Here is a 22,215-nt window from a genome sequence, read left to right as displayed (position 1 = left end):
GATGTTGCCCTGGTCGACCTCGACCCAGCGGGCGACCAAACGCGTGCCGGTCGATCCGGCCCTGCTGGCCGTGACGCTCATTCTTGCCCTGGTGGGAGTGGTCATGGTGTTCAGTGCCAGCGCGGTGGTCGCGGGGAATCGGTTTCACGACCCCTGGTACTTCCTGAAGCGCCAGTTGGCCTGGTTGGGCGCCGGCCTCTTGGTGATGCATCTCATTTCGAAGATCGACTACACCATATGGAAAAAGTTAGCGATTCCGCTGCTGTTCGGGACGACGGTGCTGCTGATGTTGGTGCTCGTTCCGTCGTTCGGCAGCGTGGCCAAGGGGGCGCGGCGATGGCTGCACCTCGGTCCGCTCAACATTCAGCCGGCCGAGCTGGCGAAGTACGCGGTGGCCATATACATCGCGGCCTACCTGACCAAGAAGCAGGATCAGATCACCAATTTTTCTCGAGGCCTCTTACCGCCGCTGATCGTGTTGGGGTTGCTGAGCGGCTTGGTTTTGCTGGAGCCCGATCTGGGAACGGTCGTGGTGATGGGCCTGGTGGTCGTGGCGATGCTGTTCCTGGCAGGGGCGCGAATCAAACACCTGGGCCTCCTGGCGCTCTGTGCGCTGCCGACGGTGGCGGCCTTGATTCTGGGGTCTCCTTATCGGCGTCGACGAGTGATCGAATATCTGTACGGGGCCAAAGATCCGACCGGTTCCGGATATCAAATCCATCAATCCTTTCTGGCGTTCGGCAGCGGCGGCCCGTTCGGTGTGGGGCTGGGCGAAGGGAAGCAGAAGTTGTTTTTCTTGCCGGAAGCGCATACCGACTTTGTGCTGGCCCTGGTCGGCGAAGAATTGGGGCTGATGGGCACCGTGACCATCGTGCTGCTGTTCGGTCTGTTCGTCATCAAGGGCTTTCAGATCGCGAGGCGGGCTCGCAACCCGTTCGGTCGGCACCTGGCAATGGGCATCACGCTCCTCGTCGGCATGCAGGCCTTGGTCAATGCCGGAGTGGTCACCGGACTGCTTCCGACCAAAGGCTTGACCCTGCCCTTTGTCAGCTACGGCGGCTCCTCATTGATGGCCAATTTGTTCGGCGTGGGGATTCTGTTGAGCATTTCACGCGACCGGCAGGGCGGGCAGGACAGCAGTGGGCCGCGGGTGGTGCGCAAGCGCGGGGTGGTGACGGAATGAATGTGGTGATTGCGGCAGGCGGAACGGGGGGCCATCTGTATCCGGCCATTGCCGTCGCGCGCGAGTTTTTGAAGCGCGATCCATCCACCCGGATTCTGTTTGTCGGCACGACGCGTGGAATCGAACGCAAAGTGCTGGCCCACGAAGGTTTTCCCTTGCAGTGCATCGATGCCAATCCTTTGATGGGCAAGAGTCTGCTGGAGATCCTGAAGGCCCTGATCACCCTGCCAAAAAGTTTATGGCAATCACTGGGGATCCTCAAGAAGCAGAGTGCCGATCTCGTGTTCGGCGTCGGCGGGTACACCAGTCCGGCGATGCTCTTGGCGGCGTTTCTACGGCGGATCCCCGGTGTGATTCTCGAGCCGAACGCCTATCCCGGCATGGCGAACAAGGCGGTTGCGCCGTTCGTGCAGCGGGTGTTCCTGGCCTTCGAATCGACGGTGACATTTTTCGATCGATGCAAGACCAGCGTAGTGGGGACACCAGTTCGGCAGGCGTTTGTGGAATCTGCCGCTCCGGATGCGGGGCAAGCGGAGGCACGCACCGCTCGACACCTGTTGATCTTCGGCGGCAGTCAGGGTGCGAAGGCCATCAACTCGGCGGTGATCGAGGCCTTGCCGTTGCTTCGCTCCATGAAGGGCCAGCTCACCATCACCCATCAAACGGGTGAGGCGGATCACGCCAGAGTCGTGGCCGCGTATGAACAGGCTGGAATGCCCGCGCAGGTGGTGTCCTTTCTTTACGACATGCCCACGGTGCTGCGAGGCGCCGATCTTGTGGTCGCGAGGGCCGGAGCCATGACGATTGCCGAGCTCACCGTCTGCGGAAAGGCGGCGATTCTGATTCCGCTGCCGACGGCGATCTACAACCATCAACTGCGGAATGCCGAGGTCATGGCCAAGGCGGGCGGCGCAGTGCTCCTGCCGCAAGCGGAATTGACCGGGCCCGGACTGGCGCAAACCGTCACGCAGATTTTGAAGGAGCCGCATCGGCTTCAGACCATGAGTGAACAGAGTTGGAATATGCGGCGTAGTGATGCGGCAGAAACCATCGTTCGTGAGTGTTACGACGTCATAAGGAGGCGCCATGAGGCCAGCGACAGCGCTCGCGCCCTATGAACAACGAGAGCGGGAGACACAGCAACAGGATAGGAGCAGTGGGCAGCGATCATTTCGAGGACAGGAGCTAAGGCGGACGGCGATGTTCAGAAAGACACAACATATTCATTTAGTGGGCATCGGTGGATCCGGGATGAGCGGCATCGCTGAGGTGTTGTTGACGCTCGGGTATAAGGTCAGCGGCTCGGACCTCAGTCAGTCGGAAACGACGCGCCGGCTTGAGGAACTAGGGGGGCGCATCGCGATCGGCCACCATGAGTCCAATATCGGTGACGCGCAGGTGGTCGTAATCTCTTCCGCGGTGGCGGCGACCAACCCTGAAGTGGTGGCGGCGAAAGCGCGGCAGATCCCGGTCATCCCGCGTGCGGAGATGCTGGCGGAGCTGATGCGACTCAAGTTCGGCGTGGCGATCGCCGGCGCTCATGGAAAGACGACGACGACCTCGATGGTGGCCAATGTCCTCGCACAGGGCGGATTGGACCCCACCATGGTGATCGGCGGAAAGGTGAATGCCCTTGGGAGCCATGCACGGCTGGGGCGCGGTGATCTACTCATTGCGGAAGCGGATGAAAGTGACGGGTCGTTTCTGCGCCTCGCACCGACCATTGCCGCCGTCACCAATATCGACCGTGAGCACCTGGACCACTACGGGACCATGGAGAAGCTGAACGACAGTTTTCTGGAATTCGTGAACAAGGTGCCGTTCTACGGCCTGGCCGTGTTGTCCTCCGACGATGAACGGTTACGAAATCTACTGCCGCGCGTAGTGAAGCGCTATCAGACCTACGGTCTGCACGAACACCCCGGCCATGTTCCCGACTTTCGCGCCACCGATATCAGCCTGCGGCAATGGGGGTCTGAGTTCCGGGTGTTCTTCCGCGGACGCAACCTCGGTCCGTTCCGGTTGTCCATTCCCGGCATTCACAATGTGTCGAATTCCTTGGTGGCGATTGCCATCGGCATGGAGTTGGATATTCCGGTCGATCTGATCCGGAAAGGCCTCGCGGCGTTCAGCGGGGTGGAGCGGCGTTTCCATCTGCGCGGAGAGAAGGCCGGCATCATGGTGGTGGACGACTATGGGCATCATCCGACCGAGGTGCGGGCCACGATCGCCGCCGCGAAGCAAGGGTGGGATCGACGCGTCGTCGTGCTGTTCCAGCCGCATCGCTACAGCCGTTCTCGCGATTTGATGCAGGAATTTTCCCATGCGTTCGACCAGGCGGATGCGCTCTTCATGACGGAAATTTATGCGGCGGGTGAACAGCCCATTCCCGGCGTGTCCGGCGCGAAGCTGGTGGAGGCGGTGCAGGCGGCCGGGCATCCTTCGGCCACTTTCGTGGAGCGCAAGGACACCCTGGCGGAGCAGGTGCTGCCGACCCTGAAATCCGGGGATCTTGTGATTACCCTTGGCGCAGGGGATATCTGGAAAACGGGATTGGCGATTCTTGAGCGATTGCCGGCTTAGGGGGCGACGAGGCGAACAACCGTGTCACGTGTGGCGGGCAAAGATCATGCGGCAAGAACCAGGAAAGACTGGGCGCGTATTCTTGAAGGGGTTCGTGGAACAATCACGTACGAGGCCTCGCTGCAGGCCTATACTTCATTCCACATCGGTGGCCCGGCGGAAGTGCTGGTGGAGCCGGCCGATGTGGAGGACCTTTGCCGGGTGGTGGCACAGGCTCGTGCGGAACACATTCCGGTCTTTGTGGTGGGGGGGACCAATCTGCTCGTTCGTGACGGGGGCATCCGCGGGATCGTGGTTAGCCTGCGGCAATTCAAAGCCATCCGCCAGGAACCGGACCACGTGCTCTATGCAGAAGGGGGCGTGGGCATGCCGACGTTGATTGGATATGCCATTCGACGGTCGCTCGCCGGCTTGGAATGGGGCGTTGGGATTCCCGGGACCGTGGCGGGGTGCGTCGTGATGAATGCAGGCACGCGCTTGGGCGAAATGAAGGAGTCCGTCAAGGCCGTCCGGATGGTGGATCCTCGCGGCCGGGTGGTGGATATTCCCGCCGCGGATATTCCGTTCAGTTATCGACGGGCGCATCTGCCGCGCGGCATCGTGGCGGGAGTCTGGGTGCAGTTGAGGCCCGGCGATCACGACCGGATTGAAAAGACAGTGAAGGAGTATCTTCAGTATCGCAAGAATACTCAGCCGCTCACGTTGCCGAGTGCCGGGTGTGTGTTTAAGAACCCTCCGCAGGACTCCGCAGGCCGCCTGGTGGACGCGGCGGGCCTGAAGGGGGCCCGCATCGGAGATGCGCAGGTTTCGGAAAAACACGCGAACTTCATGGTGAACGTGGGTCATGCGCGCGCGGCCGATGTGCTGGCGTTGATCAGGAAGGTTCGGGCGGCCGTGAAAAAAGTGTCCGGCGTGAAGCTGGAATTGGAACTGAAGGTGGTCGGTGAGGCCTGACGCGGATCGATGAAGGGAGTGGATGTGACGGAACGGAAGCCGCTGACACGTTCGAAAATCGGGGTCTTGATGGGCGGTCAATCGTCTGAACGGGAAGTGTCGCTGAAGACCGGGGAGGCTGTGTATCGCTCGCTGGTGCGAAGCGGCTACGACGCGGTGGCCATCGATGTCGGTCCGGATCTGTCCAAGACGCTGCAGGAGCAGGCGGTTGAGATCGGGTTTCTGGCGTTGCACGGACCGGGAGGCGAAGACGGCGCGATTCAGGGATTTTTGGAGACCCTCGGCATTCCCTATACGGGTTCCGGTGTCCGGGCCAGTGCCATTGGGATGCATAAGGTGGTGACCAAGACGGAATTGGCCGCTCAGGGCATTCCGGTCCCGCGCGGGACGGTGGTGTTTCGCGGCACGGCTCCTAGTCTGAATCGAGTGCTGAGCACCTGTAAGTTGAAGTTGCCGGTGGTCGTCAAGCCGGCGAGCCAGGGATCCACGATCGGAGTGACCATTGTCCGGAAGCCGTCGCAATGGAAAGAGGCGCTTCGTGTGGCGCACCGGTATGACGAAGAAGCGATGGTCGAGGCGTTTATCCCGGGACATGAGGTCACGGTGTCGCTGTTGGGCGGCCCCGACGGGGTGGTGACCGGGTTGCCGGCCGTGGAGATCGTGGCGCCGGATGGATTTTATGACTTCTCGGCCAAGTATGAGAAAGGTCGAACCCAGTACCTGTGCCCGGCGCCGCTCCCGGCCGCAGTCACTCGGCAGATCAAGCAACTGGCAATCCGGACCTATCAGGCCTTGGGATGCAGCGGGGCAGCCCGGGTCGATTTCCGTATCACGCCCAAGGGCAAGCCGTTTGTGCTTGAGATCAACACCGTGCCGGGAATGACGGAGACGAGTCTGCTGCCGATGGCGGCGGGGAAGGCCGGATTGTCGTACGACGCCTTGACGGAGCGGATTCTCCAGTCCGCGCTCGGGCGGGCCGGAGTCGGATCATTTCGAGCCGTGAGGTAGCGATGTCGCTGCGGTGGCGCAAGGTACGCCCGGTCAAAGTGAACCCGCGGGCGAATGCCCGTTCGGAATCCGCGCTGGGCCGCCATCGGGCCGGTGAGACGGGCGGGTACTGGTCCAGGCTGGGGCGGGGCCTGCTGATTACCTTGCGGGTGGTCGCCACAGTGACTGTGCTGGTCGGCGGTTGTTCGGGCTTGTTTGTCCTGGCGCGGGAAGTGGGACCTCTGACGCGGGAATGGTTTCTGGTGCGCTCCGTGTCGGTGAGCGGGTTGCACCATGTGACGAGGAAAGAAGTGATCGGGAGATTGGCGTTGAAGCCTGATACCGCGCTCTACTCCATTAACCCGTCCTGGTTGGCCGACCGGATCAAGACCCATCCCTGGATCAAGGATGCGACGGTGGTGCTGAAGCCCTTACATGAAATTCATATCGACATCGTTGAGCGGGAACCTGCGGTCGTGGTACGCACGCTGGCGGAGAATCTCCTGGCCGATTCGGACGGGTTCTTGCTGGCGCATCTCGGGTCGGCGGATGATCCGACCCTACCGATGTTATCCGGTGTCGACGGCAAGCGGCTGGTGCAGGGAAAACCGGACGATCGTCGCCCCGTGCAGGTCGGCGCGGCCCTGGCCCGCATGGTCGGACAGACGACCGGAGGACGGCCGGATATCAATGTGGGGAATCTCAATAATCTGGTAGTCGAGGTCCAGGGTGTGACGTTTCAATTCAGTGAGTCGTCGATGAATCAGCAATGGTACCGGTTTCTCAAAATGCGGCCCGCACTGCGTGATGTGGCCTTTGACGGCGAGGGCGCCAGGGCGAATGAAATCGATCTTCGCTTTGCCGACCGCGTCATTGTTCGGGGAAGGGGGTGAGCCGAGTGTCTAAGCGGGATCATATCCTGGTCGGACTCGACATCGGGACCACCAAGATCTGTGCGATTGTCGCCGAAGTGCCGGAGGAGGGCCCGCTGAATATCATCGGCGTCGGCTCCTGCCCCTCGCGCGGGCTTCGCAAGGGTGTGGTGGTCAATATTGAGAGTACGGTGGAGTCGATCAAGAAGGCGGTTGAGGAAGCGGAGCTCATGGCGGCCGTGCAGATCAATTCGGTCTATACGGGCATCGCCGGTAGTCATATCTCAGGAGAAAACCTCAAGGGCGTCGTGGCCCTCAAGAAACAGGAAGTCACGCGCGACGACATCAGCCGTGCGGTGGAGAGTGCGCGAACTCTTGCCGTGATTCCTCACGAGCGCCGCATTCTGCACGTGTTACCGCGCGAATTCATGGTCGACGATCAGGAAGGCGTGCGCGAGCCCCTGGGCATGTCCGGCAACCGGCTGGAGGTCAACGTCCATGTCATCACCGGCGCGGTAACGTCGGCGCAAAACATCATCAAGAGTGTGAACCGGGCCGGGCTCGACGTCGTGGACATTATCCTGCAGCCCCTCGCGTCAAGCGAAGCCGTCCTGAGCGCCGAAGAGCGGGAGTTGGGAGTCGCCATGGTGGATCTGGGCGGCGGCACGACCGACCTGGCGATCTTCCTCGACGGCAGCATCCGGCACACGGCGGTGCTCCCGATCGGCGGCCAGAATTTGACCAAAGATCTGGCAATCGGTCTGCTCACCTCGCAAACCGACGCCGAGAAAATCAAAGTGCAACATGGGATTGCCAGGACCGAGCTGGTGCATGGGCATCAAATGGTGGAAGTGCCGTCGGTCGGCGATCGGCCGCCGCGGCAATTCACGCGCCGTGATATCGCGGAGATTCTCGAACCGCGCGTCGAGGAGATGTTCGATCTGGTGAAACGCGAAATCGTGCGAGCCGGCTATGAAGGCATGCTCGGTGCCGGCGTGGTGATCACGGGCGGAACCTCATTATTGGAAGGGATGCCGGATGCTGCCGAGCGAGGCCTGAATCTGCCCGCTCGTCGCGGCATGCCGACGGGCATCGGTGGGCTGCGCGATATCGTCAGCAACCCGATGCACGCGACCGGTGTTGGGCTGTTGTTGCATGCACGTCAACATGCCGACAACTTGGAGGCCGCCGGCATCCGTCATGGCAAAGGGTTGGGGAAAGTGTTCGATCGCATGCGATCGTGGATGTTCGAGTTTTTCTAACTTTTGCGGACGGCTTAAGACCACGTCCGCACCATCGTCAAGGGAGGTGCCACGATGTTTTCATTTCAAGAGGAGCCGCAATCGCCCGTTCGCATCAAAGTGATCGGTGTCGGAGGAGCGGGGTGCAACGCCGTCAATACGATGATCACCGGCGGATTGTGCCGGGTCGATTTCGTGGCCGCGAATACGGATGTGCAGGCACTCGAGCGGTCCCAGGCGTCGTATAAGATTCAGATCGGTCCGGAACGGACTCGCGGCCTCGGCGCCGGTGCCAAGCCTGAAGTGGGACGCGACGCCGCGTTGGAAAGTAAAGATGAGATTCGCGAGAGTCTGGTCGGCGCCGACATGGTGTTTGTCACCGCCGGCATGGGCGGCGGCACCGGGACGGGCGCGGCTCCGATCGTGGCCAGCATTGCGCGTGAACTGGGCATCCTGACCGTCGCGGTCGTGACCAAACCCTTCCAGTATGAAGGACACCGGCGGATGAGCCACGCCGAGGAAGGCATTCGCGATCTCGGGAGGCATGTCGATACGCTCCTGATTATCCCGAACCAACGGTTGCTGGGAATCGTGGACAAGGCCACCCCGTTGCTGGATGCGTTCAAGGTGGCGGACGATGTGCTGCGTCAGGCGATCCAGGGCATTGCGGACGTGATTACGACCATCGGGTTGGTCAACGTGGATTTCGCCGATGTGCGGACCATCATGGCCCACACGGGGCGCGCGGTGATGGGGATGGGCATCGGACGCGGCGCCAACCGGGCGCAGGAAGCGGCGCAGAAGGCGATTTGCAGTCCCTTGTTGGAAGAGGGCAGTGTCGAAGGTGCCCGTGGAGTGCTGCTGAATATCACAGGCGGCCCGAATATGTCGCTGCATGAAGTGGAAGAAGCGGCCTCGATCGTTCAGCATGCGGCGGATGCCGAAGCGAACATCATCGTCGGACAGGTCATCAATCCTGAGATCGGTGATGATCTGATCGTGACCGTGATTGCGACCGGCTTCGAGCGCGAAGAACAAGCGACTGCGCGACCGACCGTCACGGCCGAACGTCCCGCGGCGCGGACCCCCAATGGACGCCCGGCGCAACAGGTGCTGACCGGCGTGCATGCCGCGGGATCGGATCGGCCTCATAAAGACCTGGATCGTCCGACCTTCCTTCGCCGCATGGGCGAGACCCGGGAAGCCGTGGAGCGGATCGCGGTGGTCGGCGATGACGAATGGGATGTGCCGACCTTCCTACGGAAGCAGGCCGACTGAGCACGGAGCGGTATCGGTCACTGCGAGGTCTGGAACGGGGATGGTGTCAGAGGTCATCACCGCGCCGTCGTTTGCGACGCCTGCGGATGGGGTGGAACATTTTTTCGGCACCCGGTTGTCGTCCGTCTCGGTGACACCGGGTCGTGCCGCTGTGCCAGGGGCTCTGCATCGCGAGCGGGGCGCGAGCGTCATTCTGTCCGTCAAACAGGTTCACGGGACGGATGCGCTGATCGTCGATCGGCCGGTCGAGGAGGGCGACGCTTTCGAAGGAGGCTGGGACGCGTTGGTGACCGATCAGCCGGGGCTGATGGTGACCGTGCGGACCGCGGATTGCGTGCCTGTGCTCCTGCACGATCCGGAGCGACGGGTGGTTGCGGCGATCCATGCAGGCTGGCGGGGTGCGGTGGCCGGTATTGTGCCGAAGACGGTGGCCTTGATGGTGAGCCGGTTCGGGGCGACCGTGGATCGGCTGCAGATGGCGATCGGTCCTTCCGCTGGTTCCTGCTGTTACGAAGTGGATGAGCCGGTCCTTGCGCGACTGCGGGAGGTCTTTCCCGAGTGGCGATCTGTCGTGAAACCGGTGAGTAGCCAGAAGGCGCATCTGGATCTGCGCGCCTTTGTGCGCCGGCAAGCGTTGGCTGACGGGTTGGCCGCAGAGCGGGTCGCCACGGTTGATGCCTGTACCATCTGTCAGCCCGAGCGATTTTATAGTTATCGTCGCGAAGGCGTGGTCAAGGCGACGATGGTGAGTGGCATTGCTCTCCTGCCTCGCCGGCCGGGTTGAGATCGACTCGTTACGGACTTCATTCCCGGAGCCTGTCCTATTGCGTCTTCACGGCGGCATCGGGTGATAGTACACGTGGAGCAATCCGCAAGGCGGCAGGATGGATGCAGCGCTGGGAACGATTGCGGACCGGGTTCGAACGGTGTTCGACGAAATGCAACGTGCGGCCGCCCGTGCGGGGCGCCCGCCGGAGTCTGTTCGTCTCATCGCCGCGTCCAAGACCGTGTCAGTTGAACGATTGCGTCAGGCAGTGGACGCCGGCATCCGACATCTTGGAGAAAACCGTCTCCAGGAGGCCTTGCCGAAAATCGACACGTTAGGGCGCGAAGGGGTCGTGTGGCACTTTATCGGCAGCCTGCAACGGCGCAAGGTGAAATCGGTCATCGGGCGATTTGAGACGATTCATTCCGTCGATAGTCTCGCCCTGGCGGAAGAGATCGACCGACAGGCGAAGGCCGCGGGGCTGCGGCAACGTGTTCTGCTGGAAGTGAATCTTGCTGGAGAAGCCAGCAAGGGAGGATTTGAGTCGACGACACTGGGGGCGGCCCTGGAATCCCTGAACGGGCTTGAGCATCTGGATATTCGCGGCCTCATGGCCATTCCCCCACCCACTCCGACGGCGGAAGACGCGCGTCCCTACTTTCGACAACTCCGGACCCTCGCTCAGACATTGACAGCGCGGGGGCACAGGAACATTAATATGCAGGAACTCTCGATGGGCATGTCGCACGACTATCCCGTTGCGATTGAGGAGGGGGCGACGTACGTGCGAGTCGGAACGGCGATTTTCGGAGCGCGAGGTGAGTAGTTCGATGCTGACAAAACCGATTGCATTCCTCGGAGGCGGGCAAATGGCGGAGGCCCTGATCGGCGGGCTGCTGGCCGCGGGGGCCTGTGAGCCTGCGTTCATTTGCGCGACGGATCCGGTCGCCGCGCGTCGCGATGCGTTGAAATCGCGCTTCGGCATTCGCGTCGGCGATGAGAATGCGAAGGCTGTTCGGGAGGCCGATCTGGTGGTTCTCGCGGTGAAACCGCAGGCGATGCCGGCGGTGCTCAGTGATGCGGGGCAGGCCTGCGCCGGGAAATTGGTCGTCTCCATCGCCGCCGGTGTGACGACCGCCTGGATTCGCGAGCGGATCGTGACGCCCAGAGGAATCGTACGGGCGATGCCCAACACGCCGGCCCTCGTGCGAGAAGGAGTGACGGCGTTGACCTGTCAGCCTGATCTCCAATCTGACGATCTGGCTGCGGTGCGGACATTATTTGAGGCGGTCGGGTCGGTCGTGTCGGTCGAGGAACGACTCATGGATGCGGTGACCGGTCTGAGCGGAAGCGGACCCGCCTATGTATTCGTCGCGATTGAAGCATTGGCCGACGGCGGCGTCCGGATGGGCTTACCGCGGGCGACCGCGGAACTCCTGGCTGCGCAGACGGTCCTGGGAGCTGCGCGGATGGTTTTGGAGCAGGGCGAACATCCGGCCAAGTTGAAAGACCAAGTGGCGTCGCCGGGCGGCACCACGATTGCCGGGTTATATCAATTGGAGGCCGGTGGGCTGCGGAGCTGTCTGATGGCGGCCGTCGAGGCGGCCACAAAACGTTCACAGGAGTTGGGACGCTGATGTTTGTGATGAGCAATGTGCTGCAGGGGACTGCCACGGTGTTGGATACGGTGTTGTGGCTGTACATGTGGGTCATCATCGCCCGCGCGTTGATTTCGTGGGTCAATCCGGATCCGTGGAACCCGATCGTGCAGTTTTTGGAGCGCGCGACGGAGCCCGTGCTCACGCCGATCCGTCGGCTGGTAGGATGGCGCATGGGCATGGATCTGTCGCCGATGATCGCGATTCTGATTCTTGTCTTTTTGCAATATGCCGTGGTTCAATCGTTACGGGATATCGCCGTGCGGATGCATTAACCGTCGGGGAAGAGGTGTCGTATGAAAATCACTCCCATCGACATTCAGCAGATGGTCTTTCAGGTCAAGTTCCGGGGTTATGACCGGGACGAAGTGAACCGGTTCCTCGAGGAGCTGGCATTGACCGTCGAGAACTTGAATCGAGAGAACAGTGCGCTTCGTGAAAAGCTGACCGCAACCGAGCAGCAGGTCACCGACTTGCGACGCACGGAGACGACGCTCTCGAATACCTTGGTCTCAGCCCAGACGTTGGCCGAGGATGTGAAACGGTCTGCGCAGCGCGAGTCCGACCTGATTGTGAAGGAAGCGGAGCTGAAGGCGAGTGAGATCATCCGGCAGGCGCGGGTGAGTCTCTCCGACATGCAACGTGGTCTCGCGGATCTCCAGAAACAGCGTCTGATGATGGTGGAGCGATTCCGTTCAACCCTGCGATCGTTTGAACGTATGTTGGAAGTGGAAGAAAGCGACGCGTATCAGTCGGATGCGGCTTCGGTCGAAGGGAAGTTAACCGGCGAATCAAGCACGGCGCGTTGAGCATTCTGCACTCCCTTGGGCGTCCATCTCCGCCTGCGAGCGGGGGCTACCAAGGGGGCTCCGCCCTTCCGTTCTCCCTCCATCTCCCTGTGCATCACACGTAGGCGCGTATTCATGGCCACAACAAATCCCCTTCAGGCTGCCCTACAGGCAGCCGTCGACGACGGCGCCTTTCCCGGCGCGGTGTTGGCTGTCCGATTGCGAGGAACGTTGATCTATGAAGGTGCTGTCGGCCGCCTGTCCCCGCAGATTCCGGGCGAGGGGGTGACGATCCACACCTGCTACGACCTGGCCTCTTTGACCAAGGTGCTGGCGACCACCACGGCGTTGCTGTTGCTGATGCAGCGCGGCAAGCTGACGCTGGATGATCGGATCGATCGCATCTTGATTGCGCTGCAGGGCAGTGCAGCGGGGGCGGCCTCTATTCATCAATTGCTCACGCATAGCTCAGGGCTTCCCGGGTGGCGACCTTATTACGAGCGGCTGGCTTCGCTTGAGGCAGGACAGGCCGGATTTCCGGGACGTACGGCGGCGCGCGAGGCAGTGCTGGGGTATATCGCACAAGAAGCGTTGGTCTATGAACGAGGCTCTCGCAGTCTGTATAGCGACCTGGGGTTCATGCTGCTGGGATGGGCGGTGGAGCGGCTGGCAGGTGAGTCGCTGGACCAATTTTGCAACAACCAGATCTATCGCCCGCTGGAGGCACAGCCGCTTGCGTACGTCCCGCGCGAGTCGCAGGCCATGCCTGCCGCCTCATTGGAATCACATGCGATCGCTCCGACTGAAGACGATCCTTGGAGGGGACGCATGTTGTGCGGCGAAGTGCACGACGAGAATGCCTTTGCTCTGGGCGGTGTGGCCGGCCATGCCGGGTTGTTCGGCACGGCGCGCGCGGTACTCGCGGTGGCGAAGGCGTGGATGGATGGCCGGCGCGGGAAGACGGGATTGCTACAGCCTGACCTCGTCACCCTGTTTACGACCCGTCAGCAGGGAATACCGAATGCCGGCTGGGCTTTGGGGTGGGATACGCCGTCAGCCCCGTCTTCTTCCGGAACGCGCTTCACGCCCGAATCATTCGGGCATCTCGGCTATACCGGGACTTCGCTATGGATTGATTCGGTTAAGGAATTGGAGGTAGTGCTGCTGTCCAACCGGGTACATCCGACGAGGAAAAATGAACGGATCAAGACATTCCGTCCGCTCATTCACGATCTGATTTGCCGGGAATTTCTGGGAGATTAGGCTGGCAGGTCCGGATAGTCGGTCCAGGTTTCTTTTTCGGCCAGGTAGCGGTTGCCCTTGAAGTTCAGGCGAGTGCGCAATCGGGTAAACCCGACTCCCATCAACTTCTCGACGACGGCCTTGACGGCAGCACCCGTGGTGGAGTGAGCGGAGCCTTCGACAGCATAGGCCTCATAGGTGACTTTCCCCGTATAGCCCGCCGCCACACGACTGACGAGCACCGCTCGATTAAAATATCGGTCGCTCGGGTCGATCCCCTCGACTTGATGCCGTTCGATTAAGCCCTCTTTCTTAAAGAGGAGGGGGAGTCCACTCATACAAACCTCCGTCTATCATCTGCTGGGAGCGTCTTACGCGTCTCGATTATAGGGACCTCCCTTCCGGAGTGCAACCGTCGTTGACAAGGTTCTCCAGGGGTTTCTATGATGCGCGATTCGCGTGACATCGTTCGCCAGTCGAGGGGCCGATTCAAACACCAGCTGTTTCGATGAACATGAACGTTCCCAACAGTCTGACGATGCTGCGCATCCTGTTGATCCCGGTGTATGTGGGGTTGCTCAACTATGAGCAATTCGACTATGCGCTGGCGACGCTCTTCATTGCCGGATTGACGGATGCGCTTGATGGAATCATCGCGCGTGTGGCCGATCAGCGGACCAGACTCGGAGAAGTCCTGGATCCCCTGGCGGATAAACTCATGCTGACCACGGGGTTTATTACGCTCTCCGTGATGCATCTCGTCCCGCTTTGGCTCACGATTCTGGTGGTCAGCCGTGATTTGATGTTGATGCTGGGGGCGGCCGTTGCCCATTTCACCCATACCCAGGTCGATATTTCGCCGACTGTACTGGGGAAGGGCACCACCTTGGTTCAGCTCGCGACGCTGGTGGCCATTATCTTTTTTGCCTCTCGCCGTCTTGATCTTGCCACGCTTGACCCGCTCCTGTATCTCATGGGCGGGGTGACCCTGATGTCCGGCCTGCACTATCTCTCCCGCGGCTATTGCCGCATCACGTCCAGCCAGGTATAGCGCGCCGCCGCTTTGGGTGCCGCTTCTTTCATGTTCTTCTGCGGGTCCGCTTTCGTGCATTCGTTTGACAGTTTTTAGGTCGTCTTATAGACTTCGATCATAGTTTTCCGCTGCATCCGTACGTATCCTGCCTGGTGTTCAAAGGAGTGGAAACCGCGTTATGAGTACATTCGCCTATGTCGGACGGAACCGCCAGGGTGCTGTGAAGAAGGGGGAGCTCACCGCCAAGACCCGAGATGAGGCGGTGGACCAGCTTCGCAAGCAGCAGGTCGTCGTGACCAGCCTGGAAGAAAAGTCGGGCATGGGCGGAAAGTTCAAGTTTAGCCTGGGGAGCGGCCTGACCGACAAGGATCTCGTGGTCTTCACCCGTCAATTCGGCACAATGATCAATGCCGGATTGCCCCTGATCCAATGTCTCGATATTCTCTCCACCCAGTCCGAAAATAAAGTGCTGCGAGAAACGGTCGGCGATGTGAAAAACAGCGTGGAAGCAGGATCCACATTCTCCGATGCGTTGAAGCGACACCCGAAAGTGTTCGACGACCTCTATGTGAATATGATCCATGCCGGTGAGGTCGGCGGTCTGCTCGATACGATTCTGACTCGTCTGGCCAAGCACATCGAAAAGGCGATGAAGCTGAAGGGGCAGATCAAGTCGGCCATGGTCTATCCCACCGCGATCGTCGGGGTGGCCGTCATCATCATCAGTGTCTTGATGGTGTGGGTCATTCCCGTGTTTGCCCAGATGTTTCTGGAAATGTCGGGCGGAAAAGTCGGATTGCCTGGTCCGACCCAGATCGTGATCAACGTGAGTAATTTTTTCCAGAGCTACTGGTATGCCATGGGCGGGGCCATGGTGGCCGCGGCCATTGCGATCAAGCGGTACTATGCCACCGTGAATGGGCGTGTGGTGATCGACCGGCTGTTGCTCAAGGTTCCGATTGTCGGAGATCTGATCAGAAAAGCCTCCGTCGCGAAGTTTACCCGCACCCTGGGAACCTTGATCACCAGCGGTGTGCCGTTGCTCGAGGGGTTGAGCATTTGCGCCAAGACCTCCGGCAACAAGGTGATCGAGGAAGCGCTGATGAATGCTCGGGTGAGCATCAGCGGCGGAAAAACGATCTCCGAACCGTTGGCCAAGTGTAACGTGTTTCCCAAGATGGTCACGCACATGATCGCGGTCGGCGAGTCCACCGGCGCGCTCGATGCCATGCTGGGCAAGATCGCCGACTTTTATGAGGACGAAGTCGATCAGGCGGTCGAGACGCTGACCTCGCTGCTCGAACCGATCATGATGGTGGTGTTGGGTACCATCATCGGATTTATCGTCATTGCGATGTATCTTCCGATCTTCACGATGGCGCAGGCCATCCAATAGCGACGCTGCACCGTCGCGTCCGTTCTCCGGCGCATGGTCCGATCTTCGAAACGGGCCATGCGCTGCACATCCATCAGGGCAACGCGCCCCCCATGCTGTCCTCGACCCTTCCAGTTCGAACCACCGGTGCTGAGCCGTCCTCCAGCTCGACCTCCCAGACATCGCCACTGACAGATCCGTACCGGACGTCGCCGGGCGAGCGCTCGATGCCTGAGCTGAAGACCAGACTCCATTGGCTCATGGGGCTTCGTGTGGTCGTGGTGACGCTGATGCTGGGGCTGTCCCTGGCGTTTCAGTCCACTCGCGGCGAACTGGTGCCGACCTTCTCCGCCCTGATCATCCTCACCTATGCCACCACCATCGCCTACGCGCTCTTACTGAGACGGCTGAGCGCCCCCGCTGCGCTCACGGCGTTTACATGGGTGCAGGTGGGGCTGGATTTTGTCCTGGAGACTGTCCTGGTCGCGAGGACCGGGGGGATCGAAAGTCCCTTTGCGGTGCTCTATGTCATTACGGTGACCGTCGCCAGTCTCGTCCCGCATCGACGCGTGGGGCTGGTCACCGGCGCCGGTTGCACGCTCCTCTTCGGTCTGGTCACGGCGGTCCAATATTTCGGGCTGCTGCATGCCTCCGGCTGGCTGCCTGCGAGCCGGCTGGAAGGCGCCGAGACACTGCAAACCTTCGGGGTCTACGGGTTGGCATTTCTGGTGGTGGGATTTTTAAGCGGAGTGTTGGCGGACCAGCTTCGTCATGCGGATCAGTCGTTGCGCGAGAAGGAACAGGGGCTCAACCGGCTGCAGGTGTTTCACGAGAGTATCGTGCGAAGTATCAGCAGCGGGGTGTTCACGACCGATGAGGAGGGGCGGATCACGTCCTTCAACCCCGCGGCGCATGAAGTCACCGGCTATGCCTTTGCCGACGTGCAGGGGCGCCTCTGGCGGGATGTCTTCAATTGGCACCCCGGTACCCCCTCCGAGGAAGCCGCCTTGACGTCCCTCTCTCCCTTGCGATTTGAAGTGGAATGTTCGCATGCGGACGGCAGCCGCTTGGTACTTGGAATGACGGTATCTCCGCTACATGAACAGGGCACGCAGCGCGGCCTGGTCTGTGTATTCAAGGATCTAACGCAACTCCGCTACTTGGAGCAGGAGATGCGCCGGCGGGAATGGCTGGCCAATCTCGGTGAAATGTCGGCGGGCATGGCGCATGAAATCCGCAATCCGCTCGGCGCGCTTGCGGGGGCGATGCAGATGCTGCGGCAGGATGTCGGGTCAGACGACACCAGTCAGCGCTTGATGGATATCGCGATTCGGGAAGCCAAGCGGCTCGACAATATCATCACCGAGTTTCTGCAATATGCCCGCCCCCCCGCGTTGAATTTGGCCGAGCACGATTTGAACAAAGTCCTTGCCGATACATTGGATCTGATCCAACATGAAGCGCGGTCTCGAACCGGCATCACCATCGTCTCCCGCATGGCGCCGAACCAACTCATGGCACAGGTCGATCAAGACCAGCTGAAGCAGGTCTTCTGGAATTTAGCCACCAACGCCTTCGATGCGATGTCCGCCGGAGGGACGCTGACGATCGCCACCGGAGTGCGGCGGGTGGAGGTCGGTGGTCGCCGATCCGACGTCATCGAAATCGCGTTCCAGGATAACGGGGAAGGCATTCTCAAACAGAATTTCGACAAGATCTTTCTGCCGTTTTTTACGACGAAAAAAGAAGGCTCCGGGTTGGGGCTGGCCCAGGTTCATCGCATTGTGGAGTTGCACGAGGGGTGGATCAAGGTCGAGAGCGAGGTCGGGCACGGGGCACGGTTCGTCGTGTGTCTCCCGCAGTCCGCAGAGACGGGTGTCCGGCTCCGGCATGAAGGAAGGGAACCGTGGAAAAGATTTTAGTCGTCGATGATGAGCAGGGCTTGCGCGATGTGTTGAGCATCATGCTCAAGCGCGCCGGATATGCCGTGACCGTGGCCTCGGACGGGGATGAAGCGATCGCGCAAGTGCAGAAGGAAATTTTCGATCTCGTGATCACCGACCTCAAGATGCCCAGAGTGGGCGGGCTCGAGGTGCTGAAGGCCGTCAAGGCTGCGTCTCCGGACACCGTGGTGCTGATGATCACGGCCTTTGCGTCCGCCGACTCGGCGGTCGAGGCGATGAAGCACGGCGCCTACGACTATCTCACCAAGCCGTTCCAGGTCGATGAAGTGCAACTGATTATCCGCAACGCGATCGAGCGGCGCCGATTATCGACGGAGAATATGCTCCTGAAGCGGGAGCTGGCCAGCCAGTCGTCGTTCTCTCGGATCATCGGTCAGAGCGAGGCGATGCAGAAGGTCTATGACGTCATCAAGAAGGTGGCCGATTCGAAAAGCAATGTGTTGATCGGCGGGGAAAGCGGGACCGGCAAAGAGTTGGTCGCTCGGGCGATCCACTTCAACAGTGCGCGCGCTTCCATGCCGTTCGTGACGGTGAACTGCAGCGCGGTACCGGAAACTCTGCTTGAAAGTGAACTATTCGGCCACATGAAGGGTTCGTTCACCGGGGCGATCTCCAATAAAGCCGGTCTGTTCGAGGTGGCGAACGGCGGGACGATCTTCCTCGATGAGATCGGCGATACGACACCGGCCATCCAGGTGAAGCTGCTGCGGGTGATTCAGGAGCGTGAGTTCCGACGGGTGGGCGGGACCCAGGATGTGAAGGTGGATGTCCGCATCGTCGCGGCCACGAACCGTGATTTGGAGAAAGCCGTCGCAGAGGGCGCCTTCCGGGAAGATCTGTACTACCGGCTGGATGTAATCCCGATCAAGCTTCCCCCGTTGCGCATGCGGACCGGCGACATTCCGTTGTTGAGCCAACATTTCCTGGAGAAATTTGCCAAAGAAAGTGGTAAACCAGTGCCGACGATGAGCCAGGAGGCCATGCGCGTGCTGTTGGCGCATGAGTGGCGAGGCAACGTTCGGGAATTGGAGAACGTCGTCGAACGTGTCGTGGCCTTCACAACGGGATCGTCGGTGACGGATGCGGATATTCGCGGATGGCTCCACAAGCCGGTGAGCAATCAGCAGGCCCTGCCGTCTGAGTTGCCTGAAGATGGCCTGGACCTGGAAGGGCTCATCAACACGATCGAGAAGGATCTGCTGTTGAAAGCGCTCGAACGGAGTCAGTGGGTCAAGAAGCGAGCCGCGCGGTTGTTGCGGTTGAATACCCGGTCGTTCCGGTACCGTCTCGAAAAATACGAAATCAAAGGAGGCCGGGATTAGCGCCGCCCAGTAATCTGCGAGTGAACTCTACCAGCCTGCGTGTTCTGACTCCTGCGAAAGTGAATCTGATCCTCCGCGTGCTTGAACGGCGTCCTGACGGCTTTCACGCGATCTGGTCGCTGATGCACACGGTCGGACTCGACGATGAGCTGACTCTTACCGTCCAGCCCGGCACGACCTCCCGTATTGCCTTGCGCTGCGACCATGCCGCACTGGCGGCCGATCAGAGTAATCTTGTCTATCGAGCCGCGCAGCTCGTGTTGGCGCGAATCGATCGACCCGTCGATCTGTCGATCAGCCTGACCAAACGCATCCCGCTGGGGGCCGGCTTGGGGGGCGGCAGCAGCGACGCGGCGGCAACCATTCTTGGCTTGACTCGCCTGTTGGGATTGAACTGGCCGATTGAGCAGATGGCGGAGTTGGGGCAACAGCTGGGAAGTGACGTGCCGTTCTTTTTTATGGGGCCCGCCGCCTGCGTCACCGGTCGAGGTGAACAGGTGCGATCAATGCAGATGACGGGCACTCGCTGGATCGTGCTGGTGAATCCCGGTTTTCCTGTTGAAACAAGGTGGGCCTATCAGCAGCTGTCTGCCACCAGGGCGGGGGTGCGTCCTCTCTCTCCGGCATTGCAGCAACTGGGCAGCCGTGCTGCAGTGGATTGGTCCGAGATCATTCCCCTGGTAGAGAATGATTTTGAGGCGCCCGTTTTTTTGCAGTATCCGGTATTGGCCCAGATTAAGAGCCAATTGCTGAGTCAGGGAGCTGAAGTGGCCCTGTTGTCCGGGAGCGGTGCCACGATGTTCGGGGTATTTCCCGGGCAGGCCGATGCGGAGCGGGCTGCCTCTGTGTTTGCCCTTGACCCGAAGATGAAGGCCTACGCCGTACCGGCGGCGGGTACTCCGGTCACGAGCGCGGTCTGAGTCTTGAGACCGTAGTCCTCAAGGGCAAGGCCAGAGAGGGCAAGGCCACGATCTATCAAAAGGTGGCTGAGCGCCCCACCCACATCGCACGGTGGACGCTTCGCCTGCCGCAGATTGGTTGACAACTTCCCAGCGTTTTCGCTATTGTGCTGTGCTTGGGTAGGCGTCCTCTTGTCCTGACAAGTGCGCGAGGTCAGCGGGGCTCACAGCGGGTCCTGTCCGTGCCCACCGTTTTTTTTTACGAATTCGACAAGCACCGTTACAGCATCGGCATCGCCTCGTACGGCATCGAAGGGGTGGAATGAACAGGGAACTCAAGCTCTTTTCGGGCGGCGCCAATCCTGCGCTTGCGCGGGCGATTTGCTCGTATCTCGACCTGCCCCTCGGCGCGGCTACGGTATCCTCGTTCAGCGACGGGGAAATCCGGGTTCGTGTAGAAGAGAATGTCCGTGGGGCGGACGTGTTTCTCGTCCAATCCTGCTGTGCTCCGGTGAACGACTCGATCATGGAAATGCTCATCATGATCGATGCTTTGAAACGCTCGTCCGCCAACCGCATCACGGCGGTGATTCCCTATTTCGGTTACGCCAGGCAGGACCGCAAGGATCAGCCGCGTGTGCCGATCTCCGCGAAACTGGTCGCAGACATCATTACCACCGCCGGCGCCGACCGGGTGTTGACGATGGATCTCCATGCGAGCCAGATCCAAGGTTTTTTCAATATTCCGGTCGACAACCTCTACGCCTTGCCTGTTCTGATGGACTACATTACGAAACGGAAGATTGCAGATCTGGTCGTCGTGTCGCCGGATGCCGGAGGGGTGGAGCGCGCCCGGGCGTTTGCCAAACGGTTACAGACCAACCTCGCCATTATCGACAAGCGCCGCGAAGGACCGAATCAGGCGCAGGTGATGAATATCATCGGCGATGTGCAGGGAAAGAGCGCCTTGCTCCTCGACGATATGATCGATACCGCAGGAACGATCGTGCAGGGCGCCCAGGCCTGCCTGGATAAAGGCGCGCGTGAGGTGTGGGCCGGTTGTTCACATGGCGTGTTATCGGGGCCCGCATTGGAGCGGCTCCAACAGTCCGGTCTGACGGAAGTGCTGGTGACCGATTCGATTCCCCTGCGTGGCAAGGAACAGAAGTGTCCGAAACTCAAGGTGTTGTCGGTGGCGCCTCTCTTCGGGGAAGCTATTCGACGTATCCATGAAGATGAATCAGTAAGTTCGTTATTCGTGTAGGCCGTCCGCGTCGAGCGACTGGTCGAGGAGGAGTATTATGAAATTCGATTTAACCGTTGAAAGCAGAGAGGGTGGGGGCAAGGGTCCCGCGCGTCAACTTCGTCGTGCAGGTCGGGTCCCGGCCGTGTTGTACGGGCAGGGGGAATGTCTCCTGCTCTCAGTCAAGCCCGATGAGTTGGTGAAAATTCTGCGCTCTCAAGCCGGATCCACCGCGCTCATTTCCCTCGCCATCAACGGCGCGAAGAGCAAGGCCAAGCGTACTGCGTTGCTGCGGGAGTTCCAGGTCGATCCGATTACGGGCAGCGTCCTGCACGCGGATTTTTTTGAAGTGGCGATGGATAAGCCGATTCGCGTCAAAGTGCCGGTGCACTTGACCGGTGGTCAGCCGCTTGGGCTGAAAGAAGGCGGGGTGCTGCATCATGTGTTGCGTCAGCTGCACATCGAATGTCTCCCGTCTGTCCTGCCCGATTTCATCGAGGTCGATGCATCGCAGCTCCAAATCAACCAGGGCATCCACCTGAAGGACATTCCGAAGACCGAGGGGTTGCGGTTTTTGGATGACCTCGAGCACATGGTCGTGAGTGTGGCTGCGCCGATGACCGATGCCAAGCTCGAAGCGTTGCTCACAGCCGGAGCACCTGGCGCTGAGGGGGCCAAGGAGCCCGAAGTGGCGGTGAAGGGCAAAGCGGTGGCTGAAGGAGCGGCGGGTGCGGAGGCCGGCAAGGCGGGAGACGCGAAGGCTGGGGCTGCCGCGCCCAAGGCCGGAGCAGCGCCTGCGAAGAAGGAAGCGGAAAAGAAGAAGTAGT

22 protein-coding genes are annotated in these 22,215 nt (G+C 60.6%); 21 read left to right on the top strand and 1 reads right to left on the bottom strand.

Translation table 11 applies throughout. From position 1 onward, the window contains the following. The first annotated feature begins 1 nt into the window (after nt 1). The 14 genes from ftsW to NSND_RS10085 all read left to right on the top strand — a co-directional run bounded on the left by ftsW (nt 2) and on the right by NSND_RS10085 (nt 13,573). Entirely contained in the window at nt 2-1,183 is a 1,182-nt protein-coding gene (gene ftsW / locus NSND_RS10150; protein ID WP_080880853.1) for a putative lipid II flippase FtsW, read from the top strand. After that, a complete protein-coding gene (murG, locus tag NSND_RS10145; protein WP_080878894.1) occupies nt 1,180-2,301 on the top strand; it encodes an undecaprenyldiphospho-muramoylpentapeptide beta-N-acetylglucosaminyltransferase in 1,122 nt (373 codons plus the stop codon). Before ftsW ends, murG begins: the two co-directional genes overlap by 4 nt. Before the next feature lie 82 nt (nt 2,302-2,383). Then, nucleotides 2,384-3,766 (top strand): UDP-N-acetylmuramate--L-alanine ligase, encoded by a 1,383-nt coding sequence (gene murC, locus NSND_RS10140; RefSeq protein WP_080878893.1) that lies wholly within the window; start codon nt 2,384-2,386, stop codon nt 3,764-3,766. 21 nt (nt 3,767-3,787) lie between these two features. Further along, complete coding sequence (gene murB, locus NSND_RS10135; protein ID WP_080878892.1) at nt 3,788-4,720, top strand: UDP-N-acetylmuramate dehydrogenase; 933 nt, start codon at nt 3,788-3,790, stop codon at nt 4,718-4,720. A 9-nt stretch (nt 4,721-4,729) separates the two neighbouring features. Then, a complete protein-coding gene (locus NSND_RS10130) occupies nt 4,730-5,728 on the top strand; it encodes a D-alanine--D-alanine ligase family protein (RefSeq protein WP_080878891.1) in 999 nt (332 codons plus the stop codon). A 2-nt stretch (nt 5,729-5,730) separates the two neighbouring features. After that, the gene (locus tag NSND_RS10125) at nt 5,731-6,600 is read left to right on the top strand and encodes a cell division protein FtsQ/DivIB (RefSeq protein ID WP_080878890.1); all 870 of its coding nucleotides are present in this window, start codon (nt 5,731-5,733) and stop codon (nt 6,598-6,600) included. After that, on the top strand, nt 6,597-7,841 hold the full coding sequence (gene ftsA, locus NSND_RS10120; protein WP_013247359.1) for a cell division protein FtsA: 1,245 nt from the start codon (nt 6,597-6,599) through the stop codon (nt 7,839-7,841). Before NSND_RS10125 ends, ftsA begins: the two co-directional genes overlap by 4 nt. A gap of 54 nt (nt 7,842-7,895) precedes the next feature. Beyond that, the gene (gene ftsZ / locus NSND_RS10115) at nt 7,896-9,098 is read left to right on the top strand and encodes a cell division protein FtsZ (RefSeq protein ID WP_080878889.1); all 1,203 of its coding nucleotides are present in this window, start codon (nt 7,896-7,898) and stop codon (nt 9,096-9,098) included. Between the two features lie 40 nt (nt 9,099-9,138). Next, nucleotides 9,139-9,882, top strand: coding sequence for a peptidoglycan editing factor PgeF (pgeF, locus tag NSND_RS10110; RefSeq protein WP_159450733.1), 744 nt, complete (start codon nt 9,139-9,141; stop codon nt 9,880-9,882). Between the two features lie 100 nt (nt 9,883-9,982). Further along, nucleotides 9,983-10,690 (top strand): YggS family pyridoxal phosphate-dependent enzyme, encoded by a 708-nt coding sequence (locus tag NSND_RS10105; protein WP_080878887.1) that lies wholly within the window; start codon nt 9,983-9,985, stop codon nt 10,688-10,690. A gap of 4 nt (nt 10,691-10,694) precedes the next feature. After that, on the top strand, nt 10,695-11,501 hold the full coding sequence (gene proC / locus NSND_RS10100; RefSeq protein WP_080878886.1) for a pyrroline-5-carboxylate reductase: 807 nt from the start codon (nt 10,695-10,697) through the stop codon (nt 11,499-11,501). After that, complete coding sequence (locus NSND_RS10095; protein WP_080878885.1) at nt 11,501-11,797, top strand: YggT family protein; 297 nt, start codon at nt 11,501-11,503, stop codon at nt 11,795-11,797. Before proC ends, NSND_RS10095 begins: the two co-directional genes overlap by 1 nt. Before the next feature lie 21 nt (nt 11,798-11,818). Continuing rightward, the gene (locus NSND_RS10090) at nt 11,819-12,331 is read left to right on the top strand and encodes a DivIVA domain-containing protein (protein ID WP_080878884.1); all 513 of its coding nucleotides are present in this window, start codon (nt 11,819-11,821) and stop codon (nt 12,329-12,331) included. A gap of 114 nt (nt 12,332-12,445) precedes the next feature. After that, nucleotides 12,446-13,573 carry a serine hydrolase domain-containing protein gene (locus NSND_RS10085; protein ID WP_080878883.1) on the top strand — a complete coding sequence of 376 codons (1,128 nt, stop codon included), beginning with the start codon at nt 12,446-12,448 and terminating at the stop codon, nt 13,571-13,573. Here the strand turns inward: NSND_RS10085 and NSND_RS10080 are convergent. Beyond that, the gene (locus NSND_RS10080; protein ID WP_080878882.1) at nt 13,570-13,890 is read right to left on the bottom strand and encodes a hypothetical protein; all 321 of its coding nucleotides are present in this window, start codon (nt 13,888-13,890) and stop codon (nt 13,570-13,572) included. The two genes, NSND_RS10085 and NSND_RS10080, sit on opposite strands and share 4 nt — an antisense overlap. Nucleotides 13,891-14,060: 170 nt before the next feature. Here NSND_RS10080 and NSND_RS10075 point away from each other — a divergent pair, with 170 nt between their 5' ends. The 7 genes from NSND_RS10075 to NSND_RS10045 all read left to right on the top strand — a co-directional run bounded on the left by NSND_RS10075 (nt 14,061) and on the right by NSND_RS10045 (nt 22,214). Continuing rightward, a complete protein-coding gene (locus NSND_RS10075) occupies nt 14,061-14,603 on the top strand; it encodes a CDP-alcohol phosphatidyltransferase family protein (RefSeq protein WP_080878881.1) in 543 nt (180 codons plus the stop codon). 160 nt (nt 14,604-14,763) lie between these two features. After that, on the top strand, nt 14,764-15,981 hold the full coding sequence (locus NSND_RS10070; RefSeq protein ID WP_080878880.1) for a type II secretion system F family protein: 1,218 nt from the start codon (nt 14,764-14,766) through the stop codon (nt 15,979-15,981). Nucleotides 15,982-16,187: 206 nt separating this feature from the next. Continuing rightward, nucleotides 16,188-17,882, top strand: a complete 1,695-nt coding sequence (locus tag NSND_RS10065) for an ATP-binding protein (RefSeq protein WP_159450731.1) — start codon at nt 16,188-16,190, stop codon at nt 17,880-17,882. After that, nucleotides 17,867-19,246 carry a sigma-54-dependent transcriptional regulator gene (locus NSND_RS10060; protein ID WP_080878878.1) on the top strand — a complete coding sequence of 460 codons (1,380 nt, stop codon included), beginning with the start codon at nt 17,867-17,869 and terminating at the stop codon, nt 19,244-19,246. The genes NSND_RS10065 and NSND_RS10060 overlap by 16 nt, the downstream gene beginning before the upstream one ends. 20 nt (nt 19,247-19,266) lie before the next feature. Beyond that, a complete protein-coding gene (gene ispE, locus NSND_RS10055; RefSeq protein WP_159450730.1) occupies nt 19,267-20,166 on the top strand; it encodes a 4-(cytidine 5'-diphospho)-2-C-methyl-D-erythritol kinase in 900 nt (299 codons plus the stop codon). A gap of 301 nt (nt 20,167-20,467) precedes the next feature. Further along, on the top strand, nt 20,468-21,409 hold the full coding sequence (locus NSND_RS10050; protein WP_080878876.1) for a ribose-phosphate diphosphokinase: 942 nt from the start codon (nt 20,468-20,470) through the stop codon (nt 21,407-21,409). Between the two features lie 37 nt (nt 21,410-21,446). Beyond that, nucleotides 21,447-22,214, top strand: a complete 768-nt coding sequence (locus NSND_RS10045) for a 50S ribosomal protein L25 (protein WP_080878875.1) — start codon at nt 21,447-21,449, stop codon at nt 22,212-22,214. Nucleotide 22,215: the final 1 nt, after the last annotated feature.

The sequence above is a fragment of the Nitrospira sp. ND1 genome (assembly GCF_900170025.1).
Classification (GTDB): Bacteria; Nitrospirota; Nitrospiria; order Nitrospirales; family Nitrospiraceae; genus Nitrospira_A.
The sequence above is the reverse complement of the archived record's forward strand: the minus strand, read 5'-3'. Positions and strand labels throughout refer to the sequence as shown.

Excerpts from the sequence above, each read along its gene's own strand:
- NSND_RS10125 (WP_080878890.1), top strand. The coding sequence starts at position 5,731 with ATGTCGCTGCGGTGGCGCAAGGTACGCCCGGTCAAAGTGAACCCGCGG.
- murC (WP_080878893.1), top strand. The coding sequence starts at position 2,384 with ATGTTCAGAAAGACACAACATATTCATTTAGTGGGCATCGGTGGATCC.
- NSND_RS10065 (WP_159450731.1), top strand. The coding sequence starts at position 16,188 with ATGCCTGAGCTGAAGACCAGACTCCATTGGCTCATGGGGCTTCGTGTG.
- ftsW (WP_080880853.1), top strand. The coding sequence starts at position 2 with ATGTTGCCCTGGTCGACCTCGACCCAGCGGGCGACCAAACGCGTGCCG.
- NSND_RS10105 (WP_080878887.1), top strand. The coding sequence starts at position 9,983 with ATGGATGCAGCGCTGGGAACGATTGCGGACCGGGTTCGAACGGTGTTC.
- NSND_RS10085 (WP_080878883.1), top strand. The coding sequence starts at position 12,446 with ATGGCCACAACAAATCCCCTTCAGGCTGCCCTACAGGCAGCCGTCGAC.
- ftsZ (WP_080878889.1), top strand. The coding sequence starts at position 7,896 with ATGTTTTCATTTCAAGAGGAGCCGCAATCGCCCGTTCGCATCAAAGTG.
- NSND_RS10090 (WP_080878884.1), top strand. The coding sequence starts at position 11,819 with ATGAAAATCACTCCCATCGACATTCAGCAGATGGTCTTTCAGGTCAAG.
- NSND_RS10095 (WP_080878885.1), top strand. The coding sequence starts at position 11,501 with ATGTTTGTGATGAGCAATGTGCTGCAGGGGACTGCCACGGTGTTGGAT.
- pgeF (WP_159450733.1), top strand. The coding sequence starts at position 9,139 with ATGGTGTCAGAGGTCATCACCGCGCCGTCGTTTGCGACGCCTGCGGAT.
- NSND_RS10130 (WP_080878891.1), top strand. The coding sequence starts at position 4,730 with ATGAAGGGAGTGGATGTGACGGAACGGAAGCCGCTGACACGTTCGAAA.
- proC (WP_080878886.1), top strand. The coding sequence starts at position 10,695 with ATGCTGACAAAACCGATTGCATTCCTCGGAGGCGGGCAAATGGCGGAG.
- NSND_RS10050 (WP_080878876.1), top strand. The coding sequence starts at position 20,468 with ATGAACAGGGAACTCAAGCTCTTTTCGGGCGGCGCCAATCCTGCGCTT.
- murG (WP_080878894.1), top strand. The coding sequence starts at position 1,180 with ATGAATGTGGTGATTGCGGCAGGCGGAACGGGGGGCCATCTGTATCCG.
- NSND_RS10070 (WP_080878880.1), top strand. The coding sequence starts at position 14,764 with ATGAGTACATTCGCCTATGTCGGACGGAACCGCCAGGGTGCTGTGAAG.
- NSND_RS10045 (WP_080878875.1), top strand. The coding sequence starts at position 21,447 with ATGAAATTCGATTTAACCGTTGAAAGCAGAGAGGGTGGGGGCAAGGGT.
- NSND_RS10075 (WP_080878881.1), top strand. The coding sequence starts at position 14,061 with ATGAACATGAACGTTCCCAACAGTCTGACGATGCTGCGCATCCTGTTG.
- NSND_RS10080 (WP_080878882.1), bottom strand. The coding sequence starts at position 13,890 with ATGAGTGGACTCCCCCTCCTCTTTAAGAAAGAGGGCTTAATCGAACGG.